Annotated in this window: 15 protein-coding genes; 8 read left to right on the top strand and 7 right to left on the bottom strand. The window is 56.2% G+C overall.

Annotation, left to right across the window (positions count from 1 at the left end; genetic code table 11):
* Positions 1 to 87 precede the first annotated feature (87 nt).
* Entirely contained in the window at positions 88 to 660 is a 573-nt protein-coding gene (locus ACTG39_RS03835; protein ID WP_439106211.1) for a fibronectin type III domain-containing protein, read from the top strand.
* Between the two features lie 281 nt (positions 661 to 941).
* Here the strand turns inward: ACTG39_RS03835 and ACTG39_RS03830 are convergent, their stop codons facing one another.
* The 6 genes from ACTG39_RS03830 to ACTG39_RS03805 all read right to left on the bottom strand — a co-directional run bounded on the left by ACTG39_RS03830 (position 942) and on the right by ACTG39_RS03805 (position 9,629).
* Complete coding sequence (locus ACTG39_RS03830) at positions 942 to 1,655, bottom strand: hypothetical protein (protein ID WP_439106210.1); 714 nt, start codon at positions 1,653 to 1,655, stop codon at positions 942 to 944.
* Between the two features lie 91 nt (positions 1,656 to 1,746).
* Complete coding sequence (locus ACTG39_RS03825; RefSeq protein ID WP_439106209.1) at positions 1,747 to 2,994, bottom strand: amidohydrolase family protein; 1,248 nt, start codon at positions 2,992 to 2,994, stop codon at positions 1,747 to 1,749.
* Positions 2,991 to 3,968 (bottom strand): SDR family NAD(P)-dependent oxidoreductase, encoded by a 978-nt coding sequence (locus tag ACTG39_RS03820; RefSeq protein ID WP_439106208.1) that lies wholly within the window; start codon positions 3,966 to 3,968, stop codon positions 2,991 to 2,993. Before ACTG39_RS03820 ends, ACTG39_RS03825 begins: the two co-directional genes overlap by 4 nt.
* A gap of 289 nt (positions 3,969 to 4,257) precedes the next feature.
* Positions 4,258 to 6,399 (bottom strand): PQQ-dependent dehydrogenase, methanol/ethanol family, encoded by a 2,142-nt coding sequence (locus ACTG39_RS03815; protein WP_439106207.1) that lies wholly within the window; start codon positions 6,397 to 6,399, stop codon positions 4,258 to 4,260.
* 183 nt (positions 6,400 to 6,582) lie between these two features.
* Complete coding sequence (locus tag ACTG39_RS03810; protein ID WP_439106206.1) at positions 6,583 to 7,734, bottom strand: HupE/UreJ family protein; 1,152 nt, start codon at positions 7,732 to 7,734, stop codon at positions 6,583 to 6,585.
* The gene (locus ACTG39_RS03805) at positions 7,734 to 9,629 is read right to left on the bottom strand and encodes an adenine deaminase (RefSeq protein WP_439106205.1); all 1,896 of its coding nucleotides are present in this window, start codon (positions 9,627 to 9,629) and stop codon (positions 7,734 to 7,736) included. The genes ACTG39_RS03810 and ACTG39_RS03805 overlap by 1 nt, the downstream gene beginning before the upstream one ends.
* 153 nt (positions 9,630 to 9,782) lie before the next feature.
* Here ACTG39_RS03805 and ACTG39_RS03800 point away from each other — a divergent pair, with 153 nt between their 5' ends.
* From ACTG39_RS03800 to ACTG39_RS03780, 5 genes are all read left to right on the top strand, one after another.
* Entirely contained in the window at positions 9,783 to 12,032 is a 2,250-nt protein-coding gene (locus ACTG39_RS03800; RefSeq protein ID WP_439106204.1) for a tetratricopeptide repeat protein, read from the top strand.
* Between the two features lie 45 nt (positions 12,033 to 12,077).
* Positions 12,078 to 14,093: an alpha/beta fold hydrolase gene (locus ACTG39_RS03795; protein WP_439106203.1), complete on the top strand. Its 2,016-nt coding sequence runs from the start codon at positions 12,078 to 12,080 to the stop codon at positions 14,091 to 14,093.
* Between the two features lie 19 nt (positions 14,094 to 14,112).
* Positions 14,113 to 15,402 carry a Zn-dependent hydrolase gene (locus ACTG39_RS03790; protein ID WP_439106202.1) on the top strand — a complete coding sequence of 430 codons (1,290 nt, stop codon included), beginning with the start codon at positions 14,113 to 14,115 and terminating at the stop codon, positions 15,400 to 15,402.
* Positions 15,403 to 15,787: 385 nt separating this feature from the next.
* Positions 15,788 to 17,734, top strand: a complete 1,947-nt coding sequence (locus tag ACTG39_RS03785; RefSeq protein WP_439106201.1) for a tetratricopeptide repeat protein — start codon at positions 15,788 to 15,790, stop codon at positions 17,732 to 17,734.
* A 122-nt stretch (positions 17,735 to 17,856) separates the two neighbouring features.
* Positions 17,857 to 18,510 carry a hypothetical protein gene (locus ACTG39_RS03780; RefSeq protein ID WP_439106200.1) on the top strand — a complete coding sequence of 218 codons (654 nt, stop codon included), beginning with the start codon at positions 17,857 to 17,859 and terminating at the stop codon, positions 18,508 to 18,510.
* A gap of 66 nt (positions 18,511 to 18,576) precedes the next feature.
* Here ACTG39_RS03780 and ACTG39_RS03775 read toward each other — a convergent pair whose 3' ends face one another.
* Complete coding sequence (locus tag ACTG39_RS03775) at positions 18,577 to 19,269, bottom strand: nitroreductase (protein ID WP_439106199.1); 693 nt, start codon at positions 19,267 to 19,269, stop codon at positions 18,577 to 18,579.
* A 125-nt stretch (positions 19,270 to 19,394) separates the two neighbouring features.
* On the opposite strand from ACTG39_RS03775, the gene ACTG39_RS03770 reads away from it, so the two are divergent.
* Together ACTG39_RS03770 and ACTG39_RS03765 are read left to right on the top strand one after the other, a co-directional pair.
* Positions 19,395 to 21,155: a hypothetical protein gene (locus ACTG39_RS03770; RefSeq protein ID WP_439106198.1), complete on the top strand. Its 1,761-nt coding sequence runs from the start codon at positions 19,395 to 19,397 to the stop codon at positions 21,153 to 21,155.
* Positions 21,156 to 21,197: 42 nt separating this feature from the next.
* Positions 21,198 to 23,267, top strand: a complete 2,070-nt coding sequence (locus ACTG39_RS03765) for a TonB-dependent receptor plug domain-containing protein (protein ID WP_439106197.1) — start codon at positions 21,198 to 21,200, stop codon at positions 23,265 to 23,267.
* Positions 23,268 to 23,329 lie beyond the last annotated feature (62 nt).

Raw genomic sequence — 23,329 nt, 5'->3', positions numbered from 1 at the left:
CTTACGGATGCACCGGGACTACCCACTGGGCAGTTTGTCACTAGGGTTTATCCGTTTCTGGTAACGCCTCTGCTGGGAACTACCGGTATGCCCGGCGTATTGATAGATATCATTACCGATGCGACACCAGGTGGCACCAATGAGTTGATGAGCCCAATCGACGGTTCAACACTTACGGTTGACGCTCTTGGTAATCCCAGGGTGGACGGCAACGGCACAAGGACAATCGGGGCCGTTCAGTTAACCTTGGCTCCCATGGCCGCAGTGGGCTCCGCGTTGACATCTGGGGCAACGGTTCAATGGACGCGGCCAAAGGACCCGAGTGCTGCCAAACCAATCACAGGTTATGGAGTCATCGTCGAACCAACGGACGGATCCACGCCGGCGATCCGGATAGACATAAGCGGTCCGGACACATCCAGTACTGTCTTAACAGGGTTGATACCGGGCACTGAGTACAGAGTGAGAGTTGTCGGGGTAAATATTGACGGCGATGGCCCTCCCAGCAACACTGTTGTTTTTGCGACCTCGAGTCAGCCGAGCGCGGCTCCGCCAACGCCCGTTCCGGTAATGCCGATAACACTGCTTTTCCTGACTTCATGCCTACTATTGCTGGCTGCTCTGAGAAAGATCGCCTTGTCATCAACGGGCCGCGTTTAGGCGAAAGCGGTCTTTCGCGATGTCTCAAAACACCCCATATCGGAAATCGGATCAGAGGAAAGCGACTCACTTTCCACTACGCGATAAGTGGCTAACGTATCCAGCTGGTAAACACGAAGCGCCTGGGCAGTTCCTTATCGGAAGCCGAATACGGTGGGAGTACGGGGTATCGAAAACAAAGCCGGCGATGCCTTTTACGGGCACCGCCAGAGTATCAATTTGCGAAACAGTCAATCAGTTGCCGTGACCGAACTGTTCCTTAGCTAATCCTTAGCTAATCCTTAGCTATAAAGGTAATGATCGCGCTTCGAGAGCACTCTCAGGCCCAGCATGGAGGAGAGCGGTGTGCCGCTCTTGGCCAGCAGGGGCATACCAAAGGACGAGCTCTTACCTTCCAGACGATCGCTCTTCACGGGCAGGTTGAGCAAAGAAGACAGGGGCGTGTCGCCGCTGCTCTTGATCTTCCAGCCAACCAGGGACGAGAACGTGAAGTCCGACGCCAGAGGCTTAAACCAGCGTGAGAAGTGACTTAGGCCGTCTTGCTTGGTGCCAAATCCAAAAGCCTCGGACATGGTGCCATTGGCGAGGACGGGCAGCCCCAGCATGTTTGACAGCGGCGTAGCCTGCTCGCTGATGGGTACAAAAGGTGGGGGTGCAGGTACGTGGGAATCCGGAAGAGGATTGTGCTCATCCAGAATCACCTCGACCATGCGCGATGCAATAAATGGAGGGGTGGCAACAACAAGCGTGCGTCCCGCGGTTAATCGCGACATGTAAAAGTCGGCGTGATTACCCAACATACTGCCAACCCGTACCGCATGGCTCACGGATTCAGCGCTTGCCGACTCCGCAGGGGCCGCTTCGGCGAACGGATTGCTTGCCTTGGGGCCTTCCATGACGGCGACATCGTCGCTGCTGTAACCTACTTCAACCAAGGCCTTGGCCGCGGCTCGTGCTTGTCCTTCATCATCGTATAAACGCGCTATTAACATCACCTGTGTCCTCTTTTTGCAGGTTGCTTTTGCCTTACTAGAAAAACATACGCCGGTTTTTCAAAATTGGACTGAACTTAGACAAAAATAATTTTTAGCCTAAATTCTCCCTTTCCGCCAGTTCCGGAAACAGCTCTACTGCGTTATTCCTAAGAATTGCATCACGCACAGCAGAGCGCTCGGGCGTGTCCGTAGTGATCAGCACTTTGGCAAGGGTTGCTCCCAAGTGATACCAGGGCCAATCGGTACCAAAAAGCAGACGTTCCCCCCCGGTTTTATTGATGATCGCCTCAAGGCTGCTAACGCCCTGGCCGTGAATGCCTATCCAGGCGTTTTGATGTTTTACCGCAAGATCCACCATGGCTGCGCTGTCGCGCGCGCCCGCGTGACCCAAAATCACCTGCAATCGCGGAAAGTCTTCCAACACACGGGCATAGTGTCGAGGTACGGCAAACGGCTGACTCGAAGCGGGCTCGATGCCGGCGCGACCGCCGTGAAAGAACACCACCATCCCCAGGCGTTGTGCCTCTTCGTAGAGCGGATTCAGGCTGGAGTCGTCTGGATAGAACTTCTGTACCGTCGGATGTAGCTTGACCAGTCTGGCACCTTTGGCTGCATGCAGGCGAAGCTCCTCGACGCGATAATCGTCGCGAGGATGGACAGAGCAACCGGTGGTTATTCTGTCAGCCGCGTCGGCACGAGAAATCGCACTCCGCCACTGTTCGCTAATATTGTCGCCAAAGGGCAGGCCCAACTTTATGGGCAGCACAAAGGAGTGCTGCACCCGCATCGTGTCCATCTCGGCGATCAAATTGGGGATCGTGTGGCTGCGCACCACCTCATTACCCCAGAGTCCCTGCGTCGTGAGCACCTTCTCGTTTTGCTTCAGGGCTTCTGGAGAAAAGTTGCCGTTGATGTACACATCCAGATCCAGTTCGCAGGGTGGATCGGCGCCGTCGCAGTCCAGCAAGTGGCGTACGCGCGGGGTTACTGCCTGGAGATCTAACTCTGGCTTGAACAATATCGACATGCCGAGGTGAGCATGTACGTCTACGATTCCGGGAAGGCTATCATCGATGCAGATAAGCCGTCCCGTGTTGTCGATCTCAAACCAGGGTAGGGTTGCCAGCCCGCGATAGCCTTCGTAGCGCTGATCACCGTAGGGGCCTTTGCCTCGTTGTTGTGCCTCGAGGCTGCGTTGGTTGTCGAGCAAATCGATATCGGCTTGCGTGTAGCGACCGGGGGGCGGTGTGTCGTCACAGCCGCCAAGACTGGAAAGTGCCAGGCCGCTTGCTGTGTAGGCGAGTAGGCGTCGTCGCGAGAGACGGGCTTTGCCAGTCAATCTAGAGAAACCCCCGTGAGCAACTCGGATAGCGCCCATAACTTGCGTGCCTCTTCGGCATCGATGCCATGGGGGTCAACGCCGCTATACCTCGCTGTGCTGCTATCTGGTTGGGTGTTCTTAGCAATATTGCAGTCTTCGCAATAGATCCCGCCTTGGCCCTCCAGTGCTGGAGCAGTTGCGGCCCAGACACTGGTCGCAGCGCCTTGCTCTGGGTTCTTGAAGATTGCGTTTACCGTTCCTGCTTCATCGATCCATCCCATGGCGATCATTTCTTCTTTGGGGAGATGGCGCTGGAGTGGCGTCATGATTCCGCCGGGATGCACAGCAAAGGCGCGCACACCATCGGTCTGACCCAGAGCATCCAGCTCTACAGCAAAGAGACTGTTTGCGGTTTTTGCTTGTCCGTAAGCAATCCATTTGTTGTATTCGTCTTTCTCGAACATCAGATCGTCCCAGCGGATTGGCGACAACTTGTGTCCCGTAGAAGACAGAGACACGACGCGCGCACCGCCATTTGCTTTCAGAACTGGGTATAGCAATAAGGTCATCGCAAAGTGGCCCAGATGATTCGTCGCAAACTGGGCCTCGCGGTTGAGCTCAAGACGTGTCTCGGGGCAGGCCATGATCGCGGCGTTGTTGATCAGGATATCTATGCTCCGCCCCGTCGCGTTAAAGCGTTGGGCAAATGCTTTCACGGACTCCAGATCGCCAAGGTCGAGGCTGTCGACCTGAATGTTCCCGGGTAAATCTGCAAGTGCGGCTAATTCCGCCTGTGCATGTTCCGGGCGTCTTGCTGGCACGAGGACGTTGGCCCCTGCGGCGGCCAATGCGCGACTTGTTTCGAGCCCGAGGCCTGAGTAGCCACCCGTAACCACCGCCAGCTTGCCCGAGAGGTCGATGCCCTCGATAACCTCAAGAGCCGTGCTGTTCTTGTCAAAACCCGAATCGATAGGTGCTTGTGCGGTAGCCATGGCGAATTGCTCCTGAGAGTGAAATGAACCCGGTGCTGGTGTTTGTCAGGAAAGGGCCTCAATCAGGCCCGAGGCGGCGGTGGTAGCGAGAAACCCAGCAGCACATCCATATTCATTGGTCGGTTGTTGCTCTGCTATGCTTGCAGATCGTTTGAGTACAGCGAGCGAACGCTCGCTGTGTAGACATTTTGAAAGGCCGCAAAAAGTGCTTCGCAGATTTCTGTATTGCTTTTTGCGGCCTGGCAGCTATCCAACAGTCAGTGATTGATCTGTTTGGATAAGATGGGAATTATTGCTCTCCTGACGACGCCAGCGCGCGCTCCGCCATGTCGTTTCTTGCCTGCAAAACGACGTAAGCACGGATCGCCTCTATGTCCTCCTCACTGAGATGGTCAGCAAAGGACACCATACCTTTTTCGGCAAGCACACCATCATGCACCACGCTCTTCCAGGCTTCGGCGTTGGTGGTAATAGGCGACCACCGGAGGTCGGGTAGAACGCCAGAGCTTATTGCAAAGGCGCCATGGCACACATAGCAGTTGCGCGCATAGTGCACCAAACCTTTATTGATCATCTCTTCGTCACCAAAGGCCTCGGCCGTTGTTGTACGGTCAATCAACGGAAAATCAGGCTTTGTGATTTCTCCTGTGCCGCCTAGCTTGAACGTCACAACCTTTCCGAGGGTGGAGGGTACTGTTTCGTCAAAAGCATAACCGGCGGCTACGCCAAAAACGGAACCCCAGCCTGTGCTGATGGTGAGGTACTGCGTGCCATCAATCGAATAGGTGCCTGGCCCGGCATTGGCGCCCGATTGGAGATTGTAAGACCAGAGCGGCTCGCCTGTCGCTGCGTCGTAGGCAAAAAACTGTCCGTCGAGACGTCCCTGAAAGACCAGTCCACCCGCTGTTGACAGCACCCCACCGTTCCAGGCATTGGGATGCTCCACGGTCCATCGCGGCTGTTGTGTCTTGGGATCCCAGGCGATAAGCCGACCTTTAAGCGTAGCCCTCGCGGCCTTGAGGTCCGAAGATCTGACCGTCGCAGGGATCAATGCCGCGAAATCTGCGCCCGTGTTCCAGCCCGCGGAGTTATTCGCGTAGCGCGCATCCGCGCCATAGGCCTGAGGAACTTCCTGTGCAGGGATGTAAGCAAGACCCTCGCTGGGGTTGAAGGCCATGGGATGCCAGTTATGCGCACCCAAGGGCCCAGGAAGGAGCCACACGGGGTTTTCTCCATAGCGGGCGCCTTCGGCCTCGATGGGTCGCCCGGCTTCATCCAGCCCGGTGGCCCAGCTTACCGGACCAAAAGCACTGCCCGAGATGAATTGGCCAGTTTCTGCATTAACGACATAAAAGAAGCCGTTCTTGGGCGCCTGCATGGCGACCCGCAGGGGAGTGCCAGAATCACCCAGGGGCAGGTCCGCCAGGATGATGCTTTGGGTCGCCGTGTAGTCCCAGTTGTCGCCCGGAGTAGTTTGGAAATGCCAGCGATAGCGGCCGGTCTCAGCATCGACAGCAACAATCGAAGACAAGAACAAATTATCGCCGCCTGAAGGATCACGGAAGTCGCGGTTCCAGGGTGAGCCGTTGCCTACGCCAAAAATGATTTGCTCGTTCACATCGTCGTAGACGATGGAATCCCACACGGTACCACCGCCGCCATCGGTCACCCAGTGGCCTTCGTCACCCCAGCTGTCGTTGGCCAGTCGTGAGAACACTTCGTCGGAGATCTCATTATCGGGTTTCTTGTTGGGATTGGGGACGGTGTAAAAGCGCCAGATTTTATCGCCGGAGTTGGCGTCGTAGGCAGTGAGATAGCCGCGCACGCCGAGTTCGGCGCCGCCATTGCCGATCAATACTTTGCCATCCACTGCGCGGGGCGCTCCGGTGATGGTGTAAGGCTTGGACTGGTCGACAGTGACTACGCTCCAGTTGCGTGCACCAGTTTTTGCATCCAGCGCCTCGAGACGACCATCGATCACACCAACAAAGACCTGTCCTTCGTACACAGCCACGCCGCGGTTAACTACGTCGCAGCAGGCATTAACACCTACGGCTTTATCGACTTCTGGATCGTAGGCCCAAAGCTCTTCTCCCGTTTGTGCGTCAAGCGCGTAGACCAGCGACCAGGCAGAGGTGACATACATAACACCATCGACCACGATTGGCGTGGCTTCTACGCCGCGGTTGGTTTTGAGCTCGTAGGTCCAGGCCACGCCCAGTTCGGCGACGCTATCACGGTTAATGTGGGTGAGTGACGAGTGTCGTTGTTCGTCATAGCTGCCGCCATACGTTAACCACTCTTCACTGGCACCCGTGTCGATGATTCGCTGGGTCGTGACATCCGCAAAGCTTTCGACGGGTGCTTCTGCGGGGGCAACGGCCGCCGGTTCTGGTTGTTTGTTACAACCGCCCAGAACTAGGAGTGGCACAAGAAGGATTGCGGATCGAGCAATCGCCGATGCTGTGACTTTGGAGCGGCCAGAACCGCTTTGCTTGAACGTTAGCGATGAATGTGGAGCACGGGAAATGGGCATCTTGAGTTACGCCTTATTGTTAATTAGACAGCTAGTTTAGGACGACTGCTGCTGTTTTAAAAGTAATGCTCTTTGCTGTTACAGAAAACGAGCGCCGGCAATACCCAGCGTGGCCAAGATGACGACGAAAGAGCCACCTCGGCGCCAGCGTGATAAACCCGAAAGTGATTGCGTGACGAGTAGTGCGAGAACGCTTAGCACAAACAGGAAAGCGAGCTGCGCGGCCTCCACCCCAAGGTTAAATGCCAATAAGCCCGTCAAAATAAATTCCCCCGGCAGGCCTATCTCGCGCAAGGCGGCGGCGAAGCCAAGTCCATGGATAAGCCCAAAGAACAGCACCAGAGGATAGCGAGTATGAGTCCGGCCATGGCCGAGCAGGTTAGCGACGGCAATCCACAAACTACTCAACAAAATTAGTGGCTCGACAACGGTAGCGGGTGCGCTGAACCACCCCAGCGCTGTCATGCCCAGACTCAGGGAATGGGCTAGAGTGAAGAGCGTAATAATGCCTACAAGTCCAGCAATGGATGCGGATCCAAAAAACAGTGCGGCTACAAACAACAGATGATCGATTCCATCTGGGAAGATGTGGCGAAAACCTGTGAGCAGTAAGTCTGCGAACACCGCCCGTGCTTCTGCGGATCTGTCTTCTGACTGCACGCGGGCGGTAAACGGCGTCTCCTGCGCAGGCGAGCCTGTTCCCATGATCTGGAACTGGGGTGATCGTTGTCCTGTTACCAACCACCGCGTTTGCCGGCGCTCACCGCGTTCATCAATCAATGTGTTCGCGATGGGCTCTTCAAAGCGAAAACTATCGAGATAGGAAACCTCAAGCGTGAGCGGTGTTGACCGTGTGACCGGTAGCTGCCCTTTGAGCGTGACTTCCGTGCGCGGCCAGCCCAGAGGGTCAAGAAATTCCTCCCGCGAAGCATCAGGGAAACGAACATCCTCTATGCTTAGCGTCACCTGCTCACCATTAGCGGTAAGGGCAACGGCCTCAGGGAGTGGCGCCAGCGCCTGTTGGATTGCGCCATCTGCAAGGGGGGCGCTCTGCTGACTCCAGGACCAGTAACTCTCCCGGCTTCTGGCGGTTGCTAATAGATCAAGAGAGAGATCGACAGTAACGCTGCCATCAGCCGCCACAGATACGGACGATCTGGACATGTTGAGAAGGTGGGAGTTCGCGCTGACCGCGACCAGCAGTAGCGCGAGGAACAAGCCCGTTCGCATCACCAGGCTACGGGGTGTGTTTCGCCGGTAGTGATGTTCACGAGTCCGCCGGGGTTATCGGCGTAGGGCGCTACCAATTGCCACTTCCACGGCGATGCGGTTAAAAACGCAAAGCGCATGCGCTCCGGTAAACCCGGATTGCCGATCCACTCCATTTGGTCAGCCGCATTGAACAGCGCTTCTACTTCGGCGCCAACGTCCGTTACGGAGCGCTGCGACACGAGGCCAGCAACCTCCAGTCGAACTTTGGCGACGACTACGCCATCGTGCACGAGGGCCCAGCCACCTTGCATCTCGGCGACGGTGTTTGCTGCCAACGCCATAGCCGCATCGTCATTACCCAGTGCCCAGATATTGTGAAGGTCGTGAGATTGGGAGCTGGCCAGGGCGGAACGGGGAGAGATTGGTCCCACGTTGCGCCAAAACATGGTGGAGAGTGCTGCATCGCCATGGTAACGATCGATCATGGCGACCTTGCTAATACCCCGTGAAGGGTCGGCGCGCAGTTCACCGTCGGTGACGGCAAGCGTGTCTTTGGGAAGCTCCGGCTTAAAGTAGAAAGGCTCAAGAACAGCAATGTCCATCGCGTCGCGATTTTTGGGTGCCGGCATGGCAAAGTCTTGTGCCGTCAGCTTACGGCCAACATTCATTGTGTTCGTTGCCCAGGCTGGATATTCAATCTTGGGTACATCTAATAGGTATTTGCCGTTCTGCGCGGCGAGCATTCCGCTGGCGTATACCGATTCCACAGCGACGGTGTCGGGGTCTGTGAGCAGGACGATGTCAGCGAAGCGCCCTGGCGCGATGCTCCCTACCAGGTGATCGATATGGAAATGCCGCGCCGTGTTGTAGCTGCCCAACTGATAGGCGATTTTGGTCGGCACTCCGAATTTGATGGCACTGCGAATGTTGTAATCCATTGAGCCCAGCTGAGTAGTGGTATGCACATCGCGATCGTCAGTGGTTACCGAGATATTGCTCCAGTCATTCAGGCCTTCCTTAATGAGGTGTGGGAACAGATCGCGCATTGCCCGCACCTTGACCTCTAAAAATACACCTCGACGGAGTTTTTCCAGGCCCTCTTCGGGCAAGCGAACCTCGTGGTCCGAGGACAGGCCTGCCGCCGCAAAGGCGTTGATATCGGCAGCGCTAACAAGGCCCGCCCCATGGCCCTCGATCACACCGCGACTTTGACGCGTGGCCTGCATCATTCCCCAGATACGTTTGTGGCCCGGTGCTTCCAGCTCGCTGACGGCAGTCCAGTCCATGACTTCGCCCAGTCCCACGACGCGCAGATCACGATCCATAAACGCCGCCATTTCATCATGACCGTAGTAGCCGCCGCCGGATTCATAAACCGTAGGTGGAGTCGCTGAGCCTACCGCTGGGAAGATTTTTAGCGGGCTGCCCGCATCCTCTGCATAGAGCCAAAAGTCCACGTTGTTCTTGCCCACGACGTTAGAGATCTCGTGAGAGCCCTCTACGGTCCAGGTGCTGCCAAAGGGCACAACCAGCTCGGCTTCGTACTCCGGCGTGAGGTAGCTGCTTTCGATATGTTTGTGGGATTCACCAAAGCCGGGAACGGCCCACAAGCCGCTGGCATCGCGCGTGGCCAGCGCCTTGCCCGTAAAGTTGCCGCTATTACCTACCCAGGCGATTCGATCGCCCGCGATGGCGATGTCCTGAGCAGATTCCCAGTTGCCCGTAAAGACATTAAGCAGGGTGACGTTGCGAACGAGTAAGTCCGCTGGAACGCGACCCAAAGACACCTGCAGTAACTGACGGCGCGTTTCTGATTCTGCGGAGAAGGCGGTGGTTTCCTCGCGAAACCCTGGCAGAGACTGCGCGAAGATCTGACTGCTTAGGAGGCAAAGAGTGACTAACAGAATTCGCATGGGGTTCTCCGCGGTAATGGGGTTTGGCGTGACCAATGATAGCCCAGCTATTTTCCGCAGGTCCCAGACTTCGCGTTTAAAGTAAGAAAAGGGCTGTAGTCTCAGTTCCGGCGATACGCTATGGTTGCCCTGACTCCTTTGCAGGCATCTTTCGTGAGTTTTCTCGGCGAGCTAAAACGGCGTAACGTGTTTCGCGTGGCCGGTGTATATACGGTGGTGGGCTGGCTGCTGGTGCAGGTGGCTGCGACGGTAGAAGAGGCCATCGCGCTGCCCGCCTGGTTTGATGCCGTTGTACTGTCCTTTCTCGTTATTGTTTTCCCCATCGCACTGATTTTTGCCTGGGCCTTTGAGCTTACTCCCGATGGCATTAAGCGCACGTCTTCCGTAGATGAAGACGAAAGCATTACCGCCCAGACCGGCTCAAAGCTGGACGTGGTGTTGATCATCTCCTTTTTGCTCTTTGCCGGCGCGATGGTGATGCCGCGGTTTTTGGGCGAGGGGACGCCTGCCGAATCTCCGGCTGTTGTTGCGTCGGCTAATTCTGCTGCCGAAGATGGTAAGCCTGCAGATACCCCGGTGGTCATTGCGGACCCGAACACGCCACCAGATGCTTCTATTGCTGTTTTACCCTTTGCCGATCTTTCGCCGCGTGGCGATCAAGAATACTTTGCCGATGGTATCTCCGAAGAATTGCTCAATGTGCTTGCCAAGGTAAAGGCGCTTAAAGTCGCCGGGCGCACATCGTCCTTCTCATTTAAGGGTCGGAACGAGGATCTAAAAGAAATCGGCCGGGTGCTGAAAGTTGCCCATATCCTTGAGGGCTCGGTGCGCTCCCAGGGCGACCGCGTGCGTGTCACTGCCCAGCTGATTCAGGTCAGTGATGGTTATCACCTTTGGTCCGAAACCTACGATGGCAATCTCAGTGATATTTTTGCGGTGCAGGACGACATTGCTCAGCAGATTCTGGTGGCGCTCAAAGAGCAGTTGGTTGTTGTTGCGGCTCCAGAGGTAGCGCCAGCTACGCGAACTGACGTCACGGCTTACGGCTTGTTTTTGGAGGCGCGGGATCTTATCTATACCCGGGACGAAGCAAAACTGACCCGCGCAAAAGCGCTGCTGGACCAGGTGATCAGCATTGACCCCGAGTATGCGCCATCTTATTCAGCGCGCGCCAAGGCTTACCTGCTGCTGTCTGATCGGCCGCGCTCCTACGGGAAAATCCCTGTTCAGGAGTCTTCAAACAAGGCCGAAGCCGATGTCACCATGGCCTTGGAGCTTGACCCGAATCTTGCCGATGCCCACGCGGTCCGCGGCCTGCTGAATGATAATCTGGGTAATCCGGATTTTGCCCTGGCCAGCTTACGTCGGGCGCTGGAGCTGAACCCCAATTCCCTGGATGCACGCAACTGGTTGTCGATATCGCTACAGAATAGTGGTCGCATGCGAGAAGCGGTTGATGAACTGGAGGTTCTGCTGGAGATCGACCCGCTATTCCCTCCTGCGGTAAACAATGCCATGAATGGTCGTGATGTACTGGGGGATTATGCTGGTGCGGTGGCCATCGCGGAGCGCTTTGTTGAATTGACGAATGATCCGGTAGTGGCCCTTGATTATCGATCCCGGATTGCGGCTACTGAGGGGCGCCGCGCTGATGCTATCAAGCTGCTGGAGCAGGTTCCTGTCGTTGATCGTGATAGGGGTGTTGTTCAAAGTCTAGTTAGCGAGTACCTATTACTGGGTGAGAGCGCCATGGAACTGGGTATAGAGAATCGAAGCCCCACCCAGCGCGCGATCACGTTCGCCCGCCTGGGAGAGGGCGAGGCCGCTCTGAAGCTCGTGGAGACTTCGCTAAAGGAGGCGCCAGGACAAAACTCGGTGCAACTTGCTTACATCGATGTTCTGAGTATTACCGGGAACTATGAGCGTTTGATGGCGTATTTCAAGACACAGCTGGAAGGAAGTCTGGATTTCGTTGCAACGCGCCTGCGCTCCCAATCATTGATTGTGCCCCCACCTTTTCGGCAGATTGCAATCGCCGCGCGCGCCACTGGCAACGAAGCGATCTTTCAGGCAGCCATGCTTCGCTTTAGAGAGGCCATAGACACCTATCGTGAAAATGGATCTGTCGCCTGGTGGTTCGACCTGTTTGACGGCACGTACTGGGCCATGATGGGGCAAGCGGATCTTAGTCTGGACTTTCTCGAGTCGGCAGTCGAAAAGCGCGTCGTTATGGAGTTCTTTTTCTTTACCTGGGCTGAGTTCGACTCGGTTCGCGAGCATCCACGATTTGTTGCGATGCGAGACGCCAACGCTGCGCGCATTAATGAACAGCGAGCCCAGCTGGACTTGGATCCGTTGCCGGCCGAGGTGTTTGTTGTGGGTTACAAATCCTCGTCCGAGTAAATTTTTAACCTCTCTTAACTTCAGATCGGCTATTGAGGGCCTTTTATGCGTTTTCGATCTTTCCGCTTTCCTGTCATTGCGCTGTGCTTTGGCGTCTTGGCTATGACCGCGCAGGCACAACCATCTACGCAACGCGTCATGACCATCGACGATCTCATGGCCATGGAACGGGTACGTGATCCCCAGATCAGCCCCGATGGGCGCTGGATCGCCTATACGGTTAATCAAAAAGATCTTGAGGAAGACAAATCCCGCACCCGAATCTGGATGATGCCTAGCGAGGGCGGCGAGGCGATACCTATGACCGCTGCGAATAGCTCCGCAAGCCGCCCGCGGTGGAGCCCCGACAACAAGTACCTGACTTTTACCGCGTCGCGCGGTGAAAACTCCAGGACACAGGTGTGGAGTCTCAATCGCCTGGGCGGCGAGGCCATGCAGGTTACGAACGTTAAGCAGGGCGTCGGCGACTTTGCGTGGTCGCCCGATGGAAGCCGACTTTTGCTCACGATCACTGACCCCCGCCCCGCAGATTTGACCGAAGACCAAGGCGATGACGATAAGCCACTGCCTTACGTTATCGATCGCATGCAGTTTAAGCAGGACAATCAGGGCTACCTAGATCGTCGACGCGATCACCTTTATGTGTACACCCCAGGCGATGACGCGCCGGTGCAGATCACCTTTGGGGATTACGACGATGAAGACCCCGTATGGAGTCCTGATGGCAAGTCTGTCGCCTTTGTCAGCGATCGCTCTGAAGATCCCGACCTCTACTACGGCAGCAACATCTGGGTTGTCGATGTTGATGATGACAACCATCGCCTTACAAAAGTTACCGAGGATAGTGGTCGCGAGCGCTCGCCAACCTGGAGCCCCGACGGTAAGAGCATTGCCTATATCAGTTCCCTGGGGCCCGACGTAGGCGGCTCGGCGCTAACGCCCACCCGGCGTCTTGCTTTGGCGCGTCTGGATGGCGAGAAGCGTCAGATCTTGACGCCGAACCTCGATCGCAACCTGTCGAATCCGCAATTTAGTGATGATGGGCGGCGTATTAGTTTTCGCCTCGAGGACGAAGGGCAGGTTCATCTTGCGTCCATCGGCACGGATGGAAAAAGCTTCCGGCGCGATCTCGAGGGGCCCGTAACTGTTAATGACTTCGCGCGCAGGGGTGAAAAGGTCGTCGTGTTGGTCGAGAGTGCGGAGCAGCCCTCCAATCTGTTCTCGCTCAGTGATGGATACCTGTCGACGCTCACCTCGGCTAACGCGGAACTCCTTGCCGATGTCTCTCGCCCCCAGGTTGAGAAGCGCGCTTTTGCCAGCGCCGATGGCACCGAAGTGGAAGCCTTTTATGTGAAGCCCGTGGGCTACGAAGAGGGCAAGCGCTACCCCACGATTTTATGGCTGCACGGCGGGCCGGCCTCGCAGTTCTCCTTTACTTATCGCGATACGGCACAGCTTTTTGCCGCGAATGGCTATGCGGTGATCATGCCCAACCCCCGAGGCTCCGTGGGTTATGGCGAGGACTTTGCCAAAGGCACTGTCGCAGCCTGGGGCGAAAAGGATGTTGAGGACGTACTCGCAGCGGTGGATCACGGAATAGAGATCGGTCTGGTCGATGGCGACCGCATGGGTGTGGGCGGTTGGTCTTACGGCGGCATCCTCACGAATTACGTGATCACCCAGAGCACGCGATTCAAGGCTGCATCCTCTGGCGCGAGTTTGGGCCTGGTGCCCGCCAACTACGGTCACGATCACTATCAACTTATGTACGAATTGGAGTTTGGCCTACCCTGGGAAAATAGAGAGCGCTGGGATGCCCTCTCGCCTTTTTGGAAAGTCGAAAACATCACTACGCCAACGTTGTGGATGGGCGGAGAGGTGGATTGGAACGTACCCATCATTAACTCCGAGCAGATGTACATTGCCATGAAGCGCTTAGGTGTCGACACGCAGTTGGTCGTCTATCCTGACGAACATCACGGGATTCGCCGGCCGAGCTTTATCAAAGATCGCTACCAGCGTTGGCTAGCCTGGTTTGATGAATACCTCAAAACACCCTGAGAATTTTCTGGAGATTTTCATGAGACTAATTTTTGGTATCGCCGCGCTGGTGTTCAGTCAGAGCACTTTATCGGCCGACGAGCCCCTTACTGCGAGCGCCGAGCGCATGCAGTCACGCATCGAAGCCCTGTCTGCCTTTGGCGCAAACCCCGAAGGGGGTGTTAGCCGCGTCGCCTTTACGGATGCAGATTTGGCGGGCCGGGAGTGGCTGAAGGCTGAGCTGCGTGAGTTGGGTCTGACAGTGCGCACGGACACGGCAGGCAACATCATCGGTCGCCGCGAGGGCTCTCAGCCGGGCTTCCCGCCGATTATGTTTGGCTCGCACATCGACTCTGTGCCCGGCGGTGGCAACTATGACGGGCAAGTGGGGGTGGTCGGCGCCTTAGAAGTCATCAGTGTTTTGAATGATGCAGGTGTTACTACGCGTCACCCCCTGGAGTTCGTCAGCTTTACCGACGAAGAGGGTGGCCTGGTCGGCAGCCGAGCTATGGTGGGTAAGCTCACAGAAGCCGCTATGGACGTTGTATCTAACAGCGGTCTCCCTACGCGCGATGGCATTGCCCGGGTGGGTGGTGACCCCGGCCGCATCGCTGAGGCTGCGCGCAGCCCTGAGAGTCTCCGCGCCTTTTTTGAGCTGCATATCGAGCAGGGCGGAATTCTTGAGCAAAAGAATCTTCAGATCGGTGTGGTCGAGGGCATTGTGGGTATCCAGTGGTGGGACATCACTGTAAGCGGTGTGGCCAATCATGGCGGTACTACCCCCATGCCCCAACGTGTCGATGCTCTGGTGTCCGCCTCGGAACTGGCCGTGGCGATTAATCGCATTGCGCTGGAACTCGAAGGTCGTCAGGTGGCCACCGTGGGTCGCATAGAGGCCTTCCCCGGGGCGCCGAATGTCGTTCCGGGCAAGGTGGTGATGAGTTTGGAAGTACGTGATCTCAGCGAAAACAAAATCTGGGAGGTGTTCAGGCTCATTGAAGCCGAGGCAGCGCGCATAGCGGCCGCCCGCGGAACGCCCATTGCGTTTACGGAGCTGGATACGGCATCACCGCCGGCACCGACCGACACCGAGATGCGCGACATTATCGAAGCGGCGGCCCAAAGTCTGGGCTACAGCTACCAGCGTATGCCCTCGGGAGCGGGCCATGACGCTCAGGATCTTGCTCTGATAACGCCTACGGGTATGATTTTTGTGCCCAGCAAGGATGGCGTTAGTCATTCCCCCTTTGAGTACACCTCACCCGAAGACATGGCGCGGGGCGCGTCGGTGCTCTTGCAGGCGATTCTGGCGACGGATGATCAAAGCTAAGAGGCTGTTCGTAACGCCGTGATTTTAATGGTGTTCCGTAGTTTGATCAGTAGTGCTACGAGACCGGATGCGCTATCGTCAGCGCATTCGGTTTTCAGGTAAATGATGTGAGCTTTCTCGGCGAACTCAAGCGTCGTAATGTCTTTCGCGTAGCGGGCGTGTATGTGGTCGTTAGCTGGGTGATCGTGCAGGTTGCCGCCACGCTGGAAGACGCCATCTCCCTACCAGCTTGGTTTGACGCCGTAGCCGTGTCCTTTCTCGCTATCGCGTTCCCTAGTGTTGTGGTGTTTGCCTGGGCGTTTGAGCTGACCCCGAGGGTATTCAGCGCACTAGCGCCGTTTCAACCGAAGACAGTATTACCGAACAAACAGCGTCAAAACTGGACATGGTGCTTATCGGAGCGCTCCTGGTGTTTGCCGGTGCGATGGTGCTGCCGAGGTTTCTTCCTCAAGAGACGGTTCCCGCCGCAGAGTCCGTGGTGTCCGCGCCGACCTCAGACGAGGCGATGGTTGCGGCTGCTACACCACCCGTTCAAGACGCATCTATCGCCGTACTGCCTTTTGCTGATCTGTCGCCGGATGGCGATCAGGAATACTTTGCCGACGGCATTTCCGAAGAGCTGTTGAACGTACTGGCGCAGGTCGATGGCATGAAGGTCGCTGGCCGCACTTCGTCTTTTGCCTTTAAGGGACGTAACGAAGATCTTCGCGAGATCGGCCAGGTGCTCAATGTGGCACACATTCTCGAGGGATCTGTGCGCAGCCAGCGTGACAAAGTCCGGGTGACGGCGCAGCTGATTCAGGTGAGCGATGGTTTTCATTTGTGGTCGCAAACCTACGATCGCGACCTCAGCGATATTTTTGCTGTGCAGGATGACATTGCCCAGCAGATCCTTGTGGCCATGACCGATGAACTGATGGCGGATAAGGCACCGTCTATCGCGCGGGCCGCTCGCACAGACATCAGTGCCTTTAATTTGTTTTTGGAAGCTCGGGATCTGATTTCGACCCGTGACGAAACCGGTATGCAGCGGGCGCTGGAGCTGCTTAATCAGGCGATAGAGATCGATCCCAACTATGCGCCGGCGTATGCTTCTCGCGCCAAGGCCTATATGCTGCTCTCGGACCGGCCTGGATCCTATGGGAGTATCCCCGCCAAAGAGGCGCTGGAGCAAGCGAGTGCAAACGTCGATACAGCGCTTGCTCTGGACTCAAAACTTGCTGACGCCTATGCGGTACAGGGCTTGGTCAGCGCTGATACGGGTAGGCCGGATTTTGCGGTATCGAGCTTGCGACGGGCGATAGAACTCAATCCTAACTCCTTGGATGCGCGCAACTGGCTAGGCCTGGCGTTATCTTTTAATGGCCGCCTTCGGGACGTGGCAGATCAATTAAAGACCCTGGTTGACATTGACCCTCTCTATCGTCCGGGCGTGACCAATACAATTTCATATAACTATCGCATTGGCGATTTTGAAACCGCCAAGAAAGTAGGCGAGCGTTACATTCGCGCTAATCCGGGAAGAGCCGAGAGCATAAGACTTCAATCAGGACTTTTGGATCTTGATAGTCAACCTGGCGAAAGCATTCTTCTGCAGGAAACGGTGCCACTGGAAGGGTTCGACCCCCGAACCTCCAGCAATTTGCGGTTTCGTTATTTAGACCTCGGTATTAATACTGAATATAGCGGGCCGCATAAGTTTCAGCCGCTCTTTGAGCCCTACGGTGATTTTAACGCGGGCAATGTATCTGAGGCGCTTGCTAAGGCCAGCAAGGCCGCAGCTGATTTTCCCGAGTATTACGCAGCACAGACAATTTACATACGAGTGCTGTCCGAAACGGAGTCTGACACTGAGCTTGCCAGGCATTTCGCCTCGGCGTTTGATGGCAGCCTGGAGACTTACGCAACGAAATTACGTCCCTTGGTGCGTGTGGACCCGCCTCCCTATGCCGAGCTGGCGCTGGCGCTGCGCACCGTCGGTGACAGCAAGGGCTATGACGATGCCATGCAGCGCTGGCGCTTCACCATTGATATGTTTAGCGCTGGGGGTGATGTGTCTCCAAGACAGGATCTTGATGAAGCGCGGTACTTGGCGATTGCCGGCGACGACGAGAAGAGTATCGATTTTTTGGAGTCAGCATTTGCTAAGCTCCACCCTCTGGACGTGTTTTTGTTTAAAGCTCGCGTTTTTAAGTCCCTCGAACTCCACCCCCGCTTTGCCGCACTCCGCCGCGCGAACCTTGTGCGCGTCAACGAAGAGCGCGCGATCCTTGGTTACCCGCCGCTGGATGAGAGCTACTACGGCATAGAGACTGCATCTACCTCTGACTAGCTTGCCCTCGGGACTTTGGTAGATTTGCTGGGCGCGACGTAACGAGTCGATAGCGCGATAGAGCGTATACGGTATTCGTAAGGCCCTACGCTACACTGCGCTTTTGTCGAGAGATTCTGCAAATGCTTCGCTCCCTGTTTGTTCCTGTCGTATTCCTACCTTTGGTTGGCTGTGTTTCCAGCGGTGTTCGCGATGTGGAAGTTACGCCGCCCAAGACCCTCGATACGCAAATAGGCAGTTCGCTTGTTTTGAATCTGCCGGTAGGTGACTTTGTTGTGGAGTCCTCGGAAGATGACTTGCTGCATGTGGCGGTGCGGTTTTTCTGTAGCGCCGACGGTGAGACCTGTCGCAAGAAAGCGCAGGAGGCGGGCATCGTGATAGCTCAGCAGGGAGACACGTCTACGCTGTCATTCAAGCCTTCATCAGCCTATACAACGCGACACGCTGATTTGCGTTTTACCGTGCAGGTGCCAGACATCGAAGAGCTGGACATTGATATGGATGCGGGGGCTTTGGCGGTGGACCTTCCCAGTGGCTGCCTGAATGTGAGGGCGGGAGCGGGCGATGTGAGCATCCAAGTGCCCGCCGCCAGCGTTGGCACCGTAAAGCTTGACGCCAACATCGGCGATGCAAATCTGCAAACACCGGGCAAAGAGGTGTTTGATGAGCGCAAGCTCTTGGTGGGCTCCGAGGTACTGTGGGAAGAGGGCACCGGCAGCTGCACGCTTCGGGCAAAGCTTCAGGCCGGTGAACTGAGTGTGCGCCTCACTGAGTAGCGGTGCCTTGCGGGCAGCGCAGATGATCCGTTTTGCGGTTACATGATTTCAGACCGTGGTTCTTACTCAGTCAAAACCGATAAAGGTGGCAACGTCGTTGACGGGGCGTCGTTTTGACACGACGGCATTCGCCGGGAAGGCCTCGTCGGGGTAACCAAGAGCGATACTGATCAGGATCACCTGGTCTTCAGGGATGTTGAGGTGCTCGCGTACCACCGGTGAGTGCATAACACCCTGACTGTTAATCACGGATCCCACGCCTCGAGACCAGGCGGCATTGACCAGCATGTTGCTCAGCGCGCCGCAGTCAAAGGGGGCGATGTCGCCTCCCTGCAACTGTTTGTCGTAGGTAATCACCATTAACAGGGGCGCGTCGAAAATTCGAAAGCCACGCATGGTCCAGTCGTTCCGGCCGGCTTTGTCATCACGAACAATACCCATGGCCTCAAAGAGCTGTACCGCGACTTCGATTTGACGCTTGCGATGGTCACCCTCATAGGCGCCGGATTCCAAGCGTTCGAAGGACGGCGCGGTACCGGTCGTGGTGCGCTCGGTACTCTCGCGGCGAATAGCGTCGAGGGCCTCGCCCGTAGCAATATGAATATGCCACGGTTGCGAGTTGTAAGACGAGGGCGCACGGGTCGCTAGCGAGACAATGTCTTCCACTACAGACTTTGGGATCGGGTCGGGCTTAAAGCCGCGAATGCTACGCCGGCCCAAAACAACCTCATCGAATCCTTTCTCTACGTCTTCACTCACTCGGTATTTCTCCCTTTTTGGTTGTTGGGTCCGCTAACTGGGGCTGGCAGTTTACATGGCGCGCAACGCTTGAGAGAAAACCATTGTGCTATGGTCGCCCTCATACTTTTTAGGAAGCTCCAGTTATGAAACTACCCCTAAAAGCCATTGCCTCCCTAGCGCTGCTTGGCAGCTTAGGGGGCTGCAATGAGGCGCCGATGGCGACTGCTGTGCCGGTAGCTGAGGTCCCCGCTGCGGGGCCTGTTTTCACTATTCGTGTTGACGAGGCGCTGGGCACGCAACCCCAGGACGGTCGCCTGCTGCTACTGCTCTCCAACACCGACCGCGATGAGCCCAGATTCCTCGTTGATAACTCCCTGGACACCCAGCTTATCTACGGTCGCAATGTCAGCGACTGGGCGCCGGGCACGGACATGCTCATCGACGCTGCGCATATTGGGTTTCCCATCAACACACTGGCAGAGCTTCCCCCGGGGCGCTACTTCGTTCAAGCGCTGTTGAATCGCTACCAGGACTTCACCCTGAGCAACGGTAAAACCGTGAGCCTGCCCCCGGATCAAGGTGAGGGTCAGCAATGGAATCGCAAGCCCGGTAATTATCTGTCAGAGCCTGTAGCGCTCGATATCACCGCCGATGGCGAGTACGAGATTGTTCTGGATCAGCAGATTCCCGCCATAGAGCCGGCCGAGGACACAGAGTTCATTAAGCATGTGCGCATGAAGAGTGAACTGTTGTCGGAATTCTGGGGCGAGGACGTTTATCTGGGCGCACACATCTTGCTGCCCAAAGACTTTGAGGCTCACCCCGAAGCACGCTATCCCCTAATGGTGTTTCATGGGCATTTTCCCAGTGACTTTGGAGCGTTTCGGCCCGAGCCGCCAGACCCTGATCTGGAGCCGGTGTACAGCGAGCGCTTCAGCATGGACGGCTACAACATCATCCAGCAGCAAGAGGCGCACAATAACTATCTTCGTTGGATAGCCGATGATTTTCCGCGCTTCCTGGCCATCGAGATACAGCATCCCACGCCTTACTACGATGATTCCTACGCGGTGAATTCTGAAAGCCAGGGCCCCTACGGCGATGCGATCAACTATGAACTGATTCCCTTTATCGAAGAACAGTTCCGCGGCATTGGCGAAGGCTGGGCGCGTTTTACCTACGGCGGCTCCACGGGCGGTTGGGAGGCCATGGCCACGCAGATGTTCTATCCCGATGAGTTCAATGGTGCTTTTGTCGCCTGCCCCGACCCCATCGATTTTCGCGCGTATCTCACCATGAATATTTACGACGATGAGAATGGGTACTTCTATCCCAGTGATTTTCAAAGCATCCTTCGTCCGGGACGACGGGATTATCTGGGCAATGTCTCATCGAGTATCAAGGACCAAAACGATCTGGAGCGAGTTTTGGGCGATCGCAATAGGTCCGGACAGCAGTTTGATATCTGGGAGGCAACGTTTTCGCCCATGGCTGACGACGGCTACCCCGCAGATCTGTGGGACCCGGAAACAGGGGTTATTGATCCTGAGGTCGCTGCTTATTGGAAAGAGAATTTCGATCTCAGTTACATCTTGAAGCGCGACTGGGAGACTCTCGGCCCCAAGCTTGAAGGGAAGCTGCACATTTACACCGGCGACATGGACAACTACTACCTGAACAACGCCGTGTACTTAGTCGAAGAGTTCCTGGAGAGCACAACTGAGCCGTACTACGGCGGCGAAGTTGATTATGGCGATCGTGCTGAGCATTGCTGGAATGGCGATCAGGAAAACGGCAATCATTTGTCCCGCCTGCGCTACAACTGGATGTATGTGCCGAAAATACTCAAGCGTATTGAGGAAAGTGCGCCCGAGGGGGCTGATGTCAGCAGCTGGAGGTATTAAACTACCCACTGACGATATCAACCTGGTCTTAAAACCCTTCAAATGGAATCTTTTTTTCGCGCGGCGCTAATGGGCGCCGCGGTTTCGTTGTATTTGAGTTTTTCTTTCCCCGCTAACGCACAGCCAGAGCAGAGCTGCGAGGAGGGTGCTTGCACCCTCAGCTACCCAGCCGAGTTTTTTACGCGGTATGCGCCGGTTACGGCCCTGGATATGGTCAATAATCTGCCGGGTTTTGCCCTGGACAACGGCGACAATGACACCCGAGGTTTTGGAGGCGCTGCCGGAAACATCGTGATCAACGGCGCACGAGTTTCTGCCAAGAGCGAAACGCCCTCTGACATTCTGGGCCGTATCCCTGCTACCGACATAGAACGTATTGATGTCATTCGTGGTCAGGTCGCGGGCTTCGATCTGCGAGGGCAGAACGTTATCGCCAACATCATCCGCAGTGGTAGTTCGGCATCCGGCGCCTGGAATGCGGGCCTACGAAACTACCAGCCCGATGACGAGATATTTCCCTATGGCAACTTGAGTTACTCCACCAATGTAGGCGCTACAGCGCTGATCGTGGGTTTGCAGGGTCGTGAATTCAAGAGTCTCGTCGCCCGGCGAGAGCGAGTGTTAGGCCCGGATACCTTGCCGCTGGAACAACGTTTTGAACTGTCTGATGAGGACGGTCAGGACTATAGCGCGACGGTTAACGCAAGCACTCAGCGAGGAGAAACGCGTTACTCCGTTAATCTGGCAAAAAGTTACTTCATCTCTGAGGGTGGCGAGAGTTCACGACGTTACCCCACCGACGAACGCGCGCCCTTTTTGTTGTTTCAGGGTGACAGCGATCGCTTTATCCGCGATGAGTTTGGCTTTGATGTCGAGCGAGCGCTGGCGGCGGACTGGCGCGGAAAAATCATCGCGCTGTTTCGTGATGAAGATATTACGCGTCTGGGGTCCCTGGTAAGGGGACCCCTGGATCAACCAGGTACCACCGAGGTGACGACGCGGGCCAGAAGCCTCGGCGAGGAACTCATAGGCCGTGTGGAGCTCGACTACGTCGGCTTCGATGGGCATGCCATCGAGATAAACTTCGAAGCGTCGAATAACAGCCTGGAAAGTGAGTTCGGCTTAAGCGCGTTAGAGGATGGGTTGCTCACACCACAACCCGTGCCTGGCGCCAATACAACGGTCGAAGAAGAGCGCTTTGATTTTCTGGTGTCGGATTCTTTTCAATGGGGCGAGCTCTCGATAGATGCGAGCCTCAGTGCCGAGACGTCGACCATTACCCAAGTGGGCGGGTTTACCGAGGACCGCTCGTTTTTCTTTTGGAAACCCAGCCTTAATCTGAGTTACTCACCGGACGCCAACTCCCAATGGCGCTTGCGAGCGCTGCGCGAGGTCGGCCAACTGGATTTTGAAGATTTTGTGAGTGGTGCAGATCTCGGTGACGCCGAGCTAGCACTGGGTAATCCCAACCTGTCACCCGAAACCACCATGACCATGGATTTGACCTATGAAATTCGCGGTGCCGATTTTGGTATCGGCACGGTCACGGTTTTTCACGACTGGATCGATGATGTGAATGACCTTTTGCCCTTGTCCGGGAGGCTCGAAGTGCCAGGTAACATAGGCTCAGCGACTCGCTCAGGGATAAGTGGAGAGCTAACCTTACCCCTGGACGCCATCGGTCTGAAGAATGGGCGCATGGACGCCAGCGCCGAATGGCAAACCTCCCGCGTTGATGACCCCCTGACAGACGCGGTTCGAGCCTTGTCAGATGAGCGTCAGTGGAATGGCCGAATTTCGATTCGGCAGGACCTCATTGCCCAGCGTCTGGCCTGGGGTGTATTGATGTTTTCCCGCGATACCTTTCCGCTCTATGGACTCGATGAGATCGATATTCAGGGCCAGCGCGCTGATATGGATATTTTTGTCGAAACTCGTGCGGTTGCCGGGCTGCGTATAAGGCTGTCGGTTGAAGATGTGTTCCGGGACGGCGAGGATCGAGACCGACGGGTTTTCGAAGGCGATCGCAGCACCTCCCCCCTGGCGTTTCGAGAAGTACGGGAGCAGAGTCAGGCGCGTATTATTTCTCTGCAGGTCAGCGGGGATTTCTAAGCGCGCGGGCGATACCGAAGCCTGTGAGAGTGACGTATGCTGATGCGTTCCAAGATTAACGA

It is taken from the genome of Congregibacter sp., assembly GCF_965662665.1.
Classification (GTDB): Bacteria; Pseudomonadota; Gammaproteobacteria; order Pseudomonadales; family Halieaceae; genus Congregibacter.
Note: the sequence above shows the minus strand (reverse complement) of the source record. Positions and strands in the feature narration are given on the sequence as shown.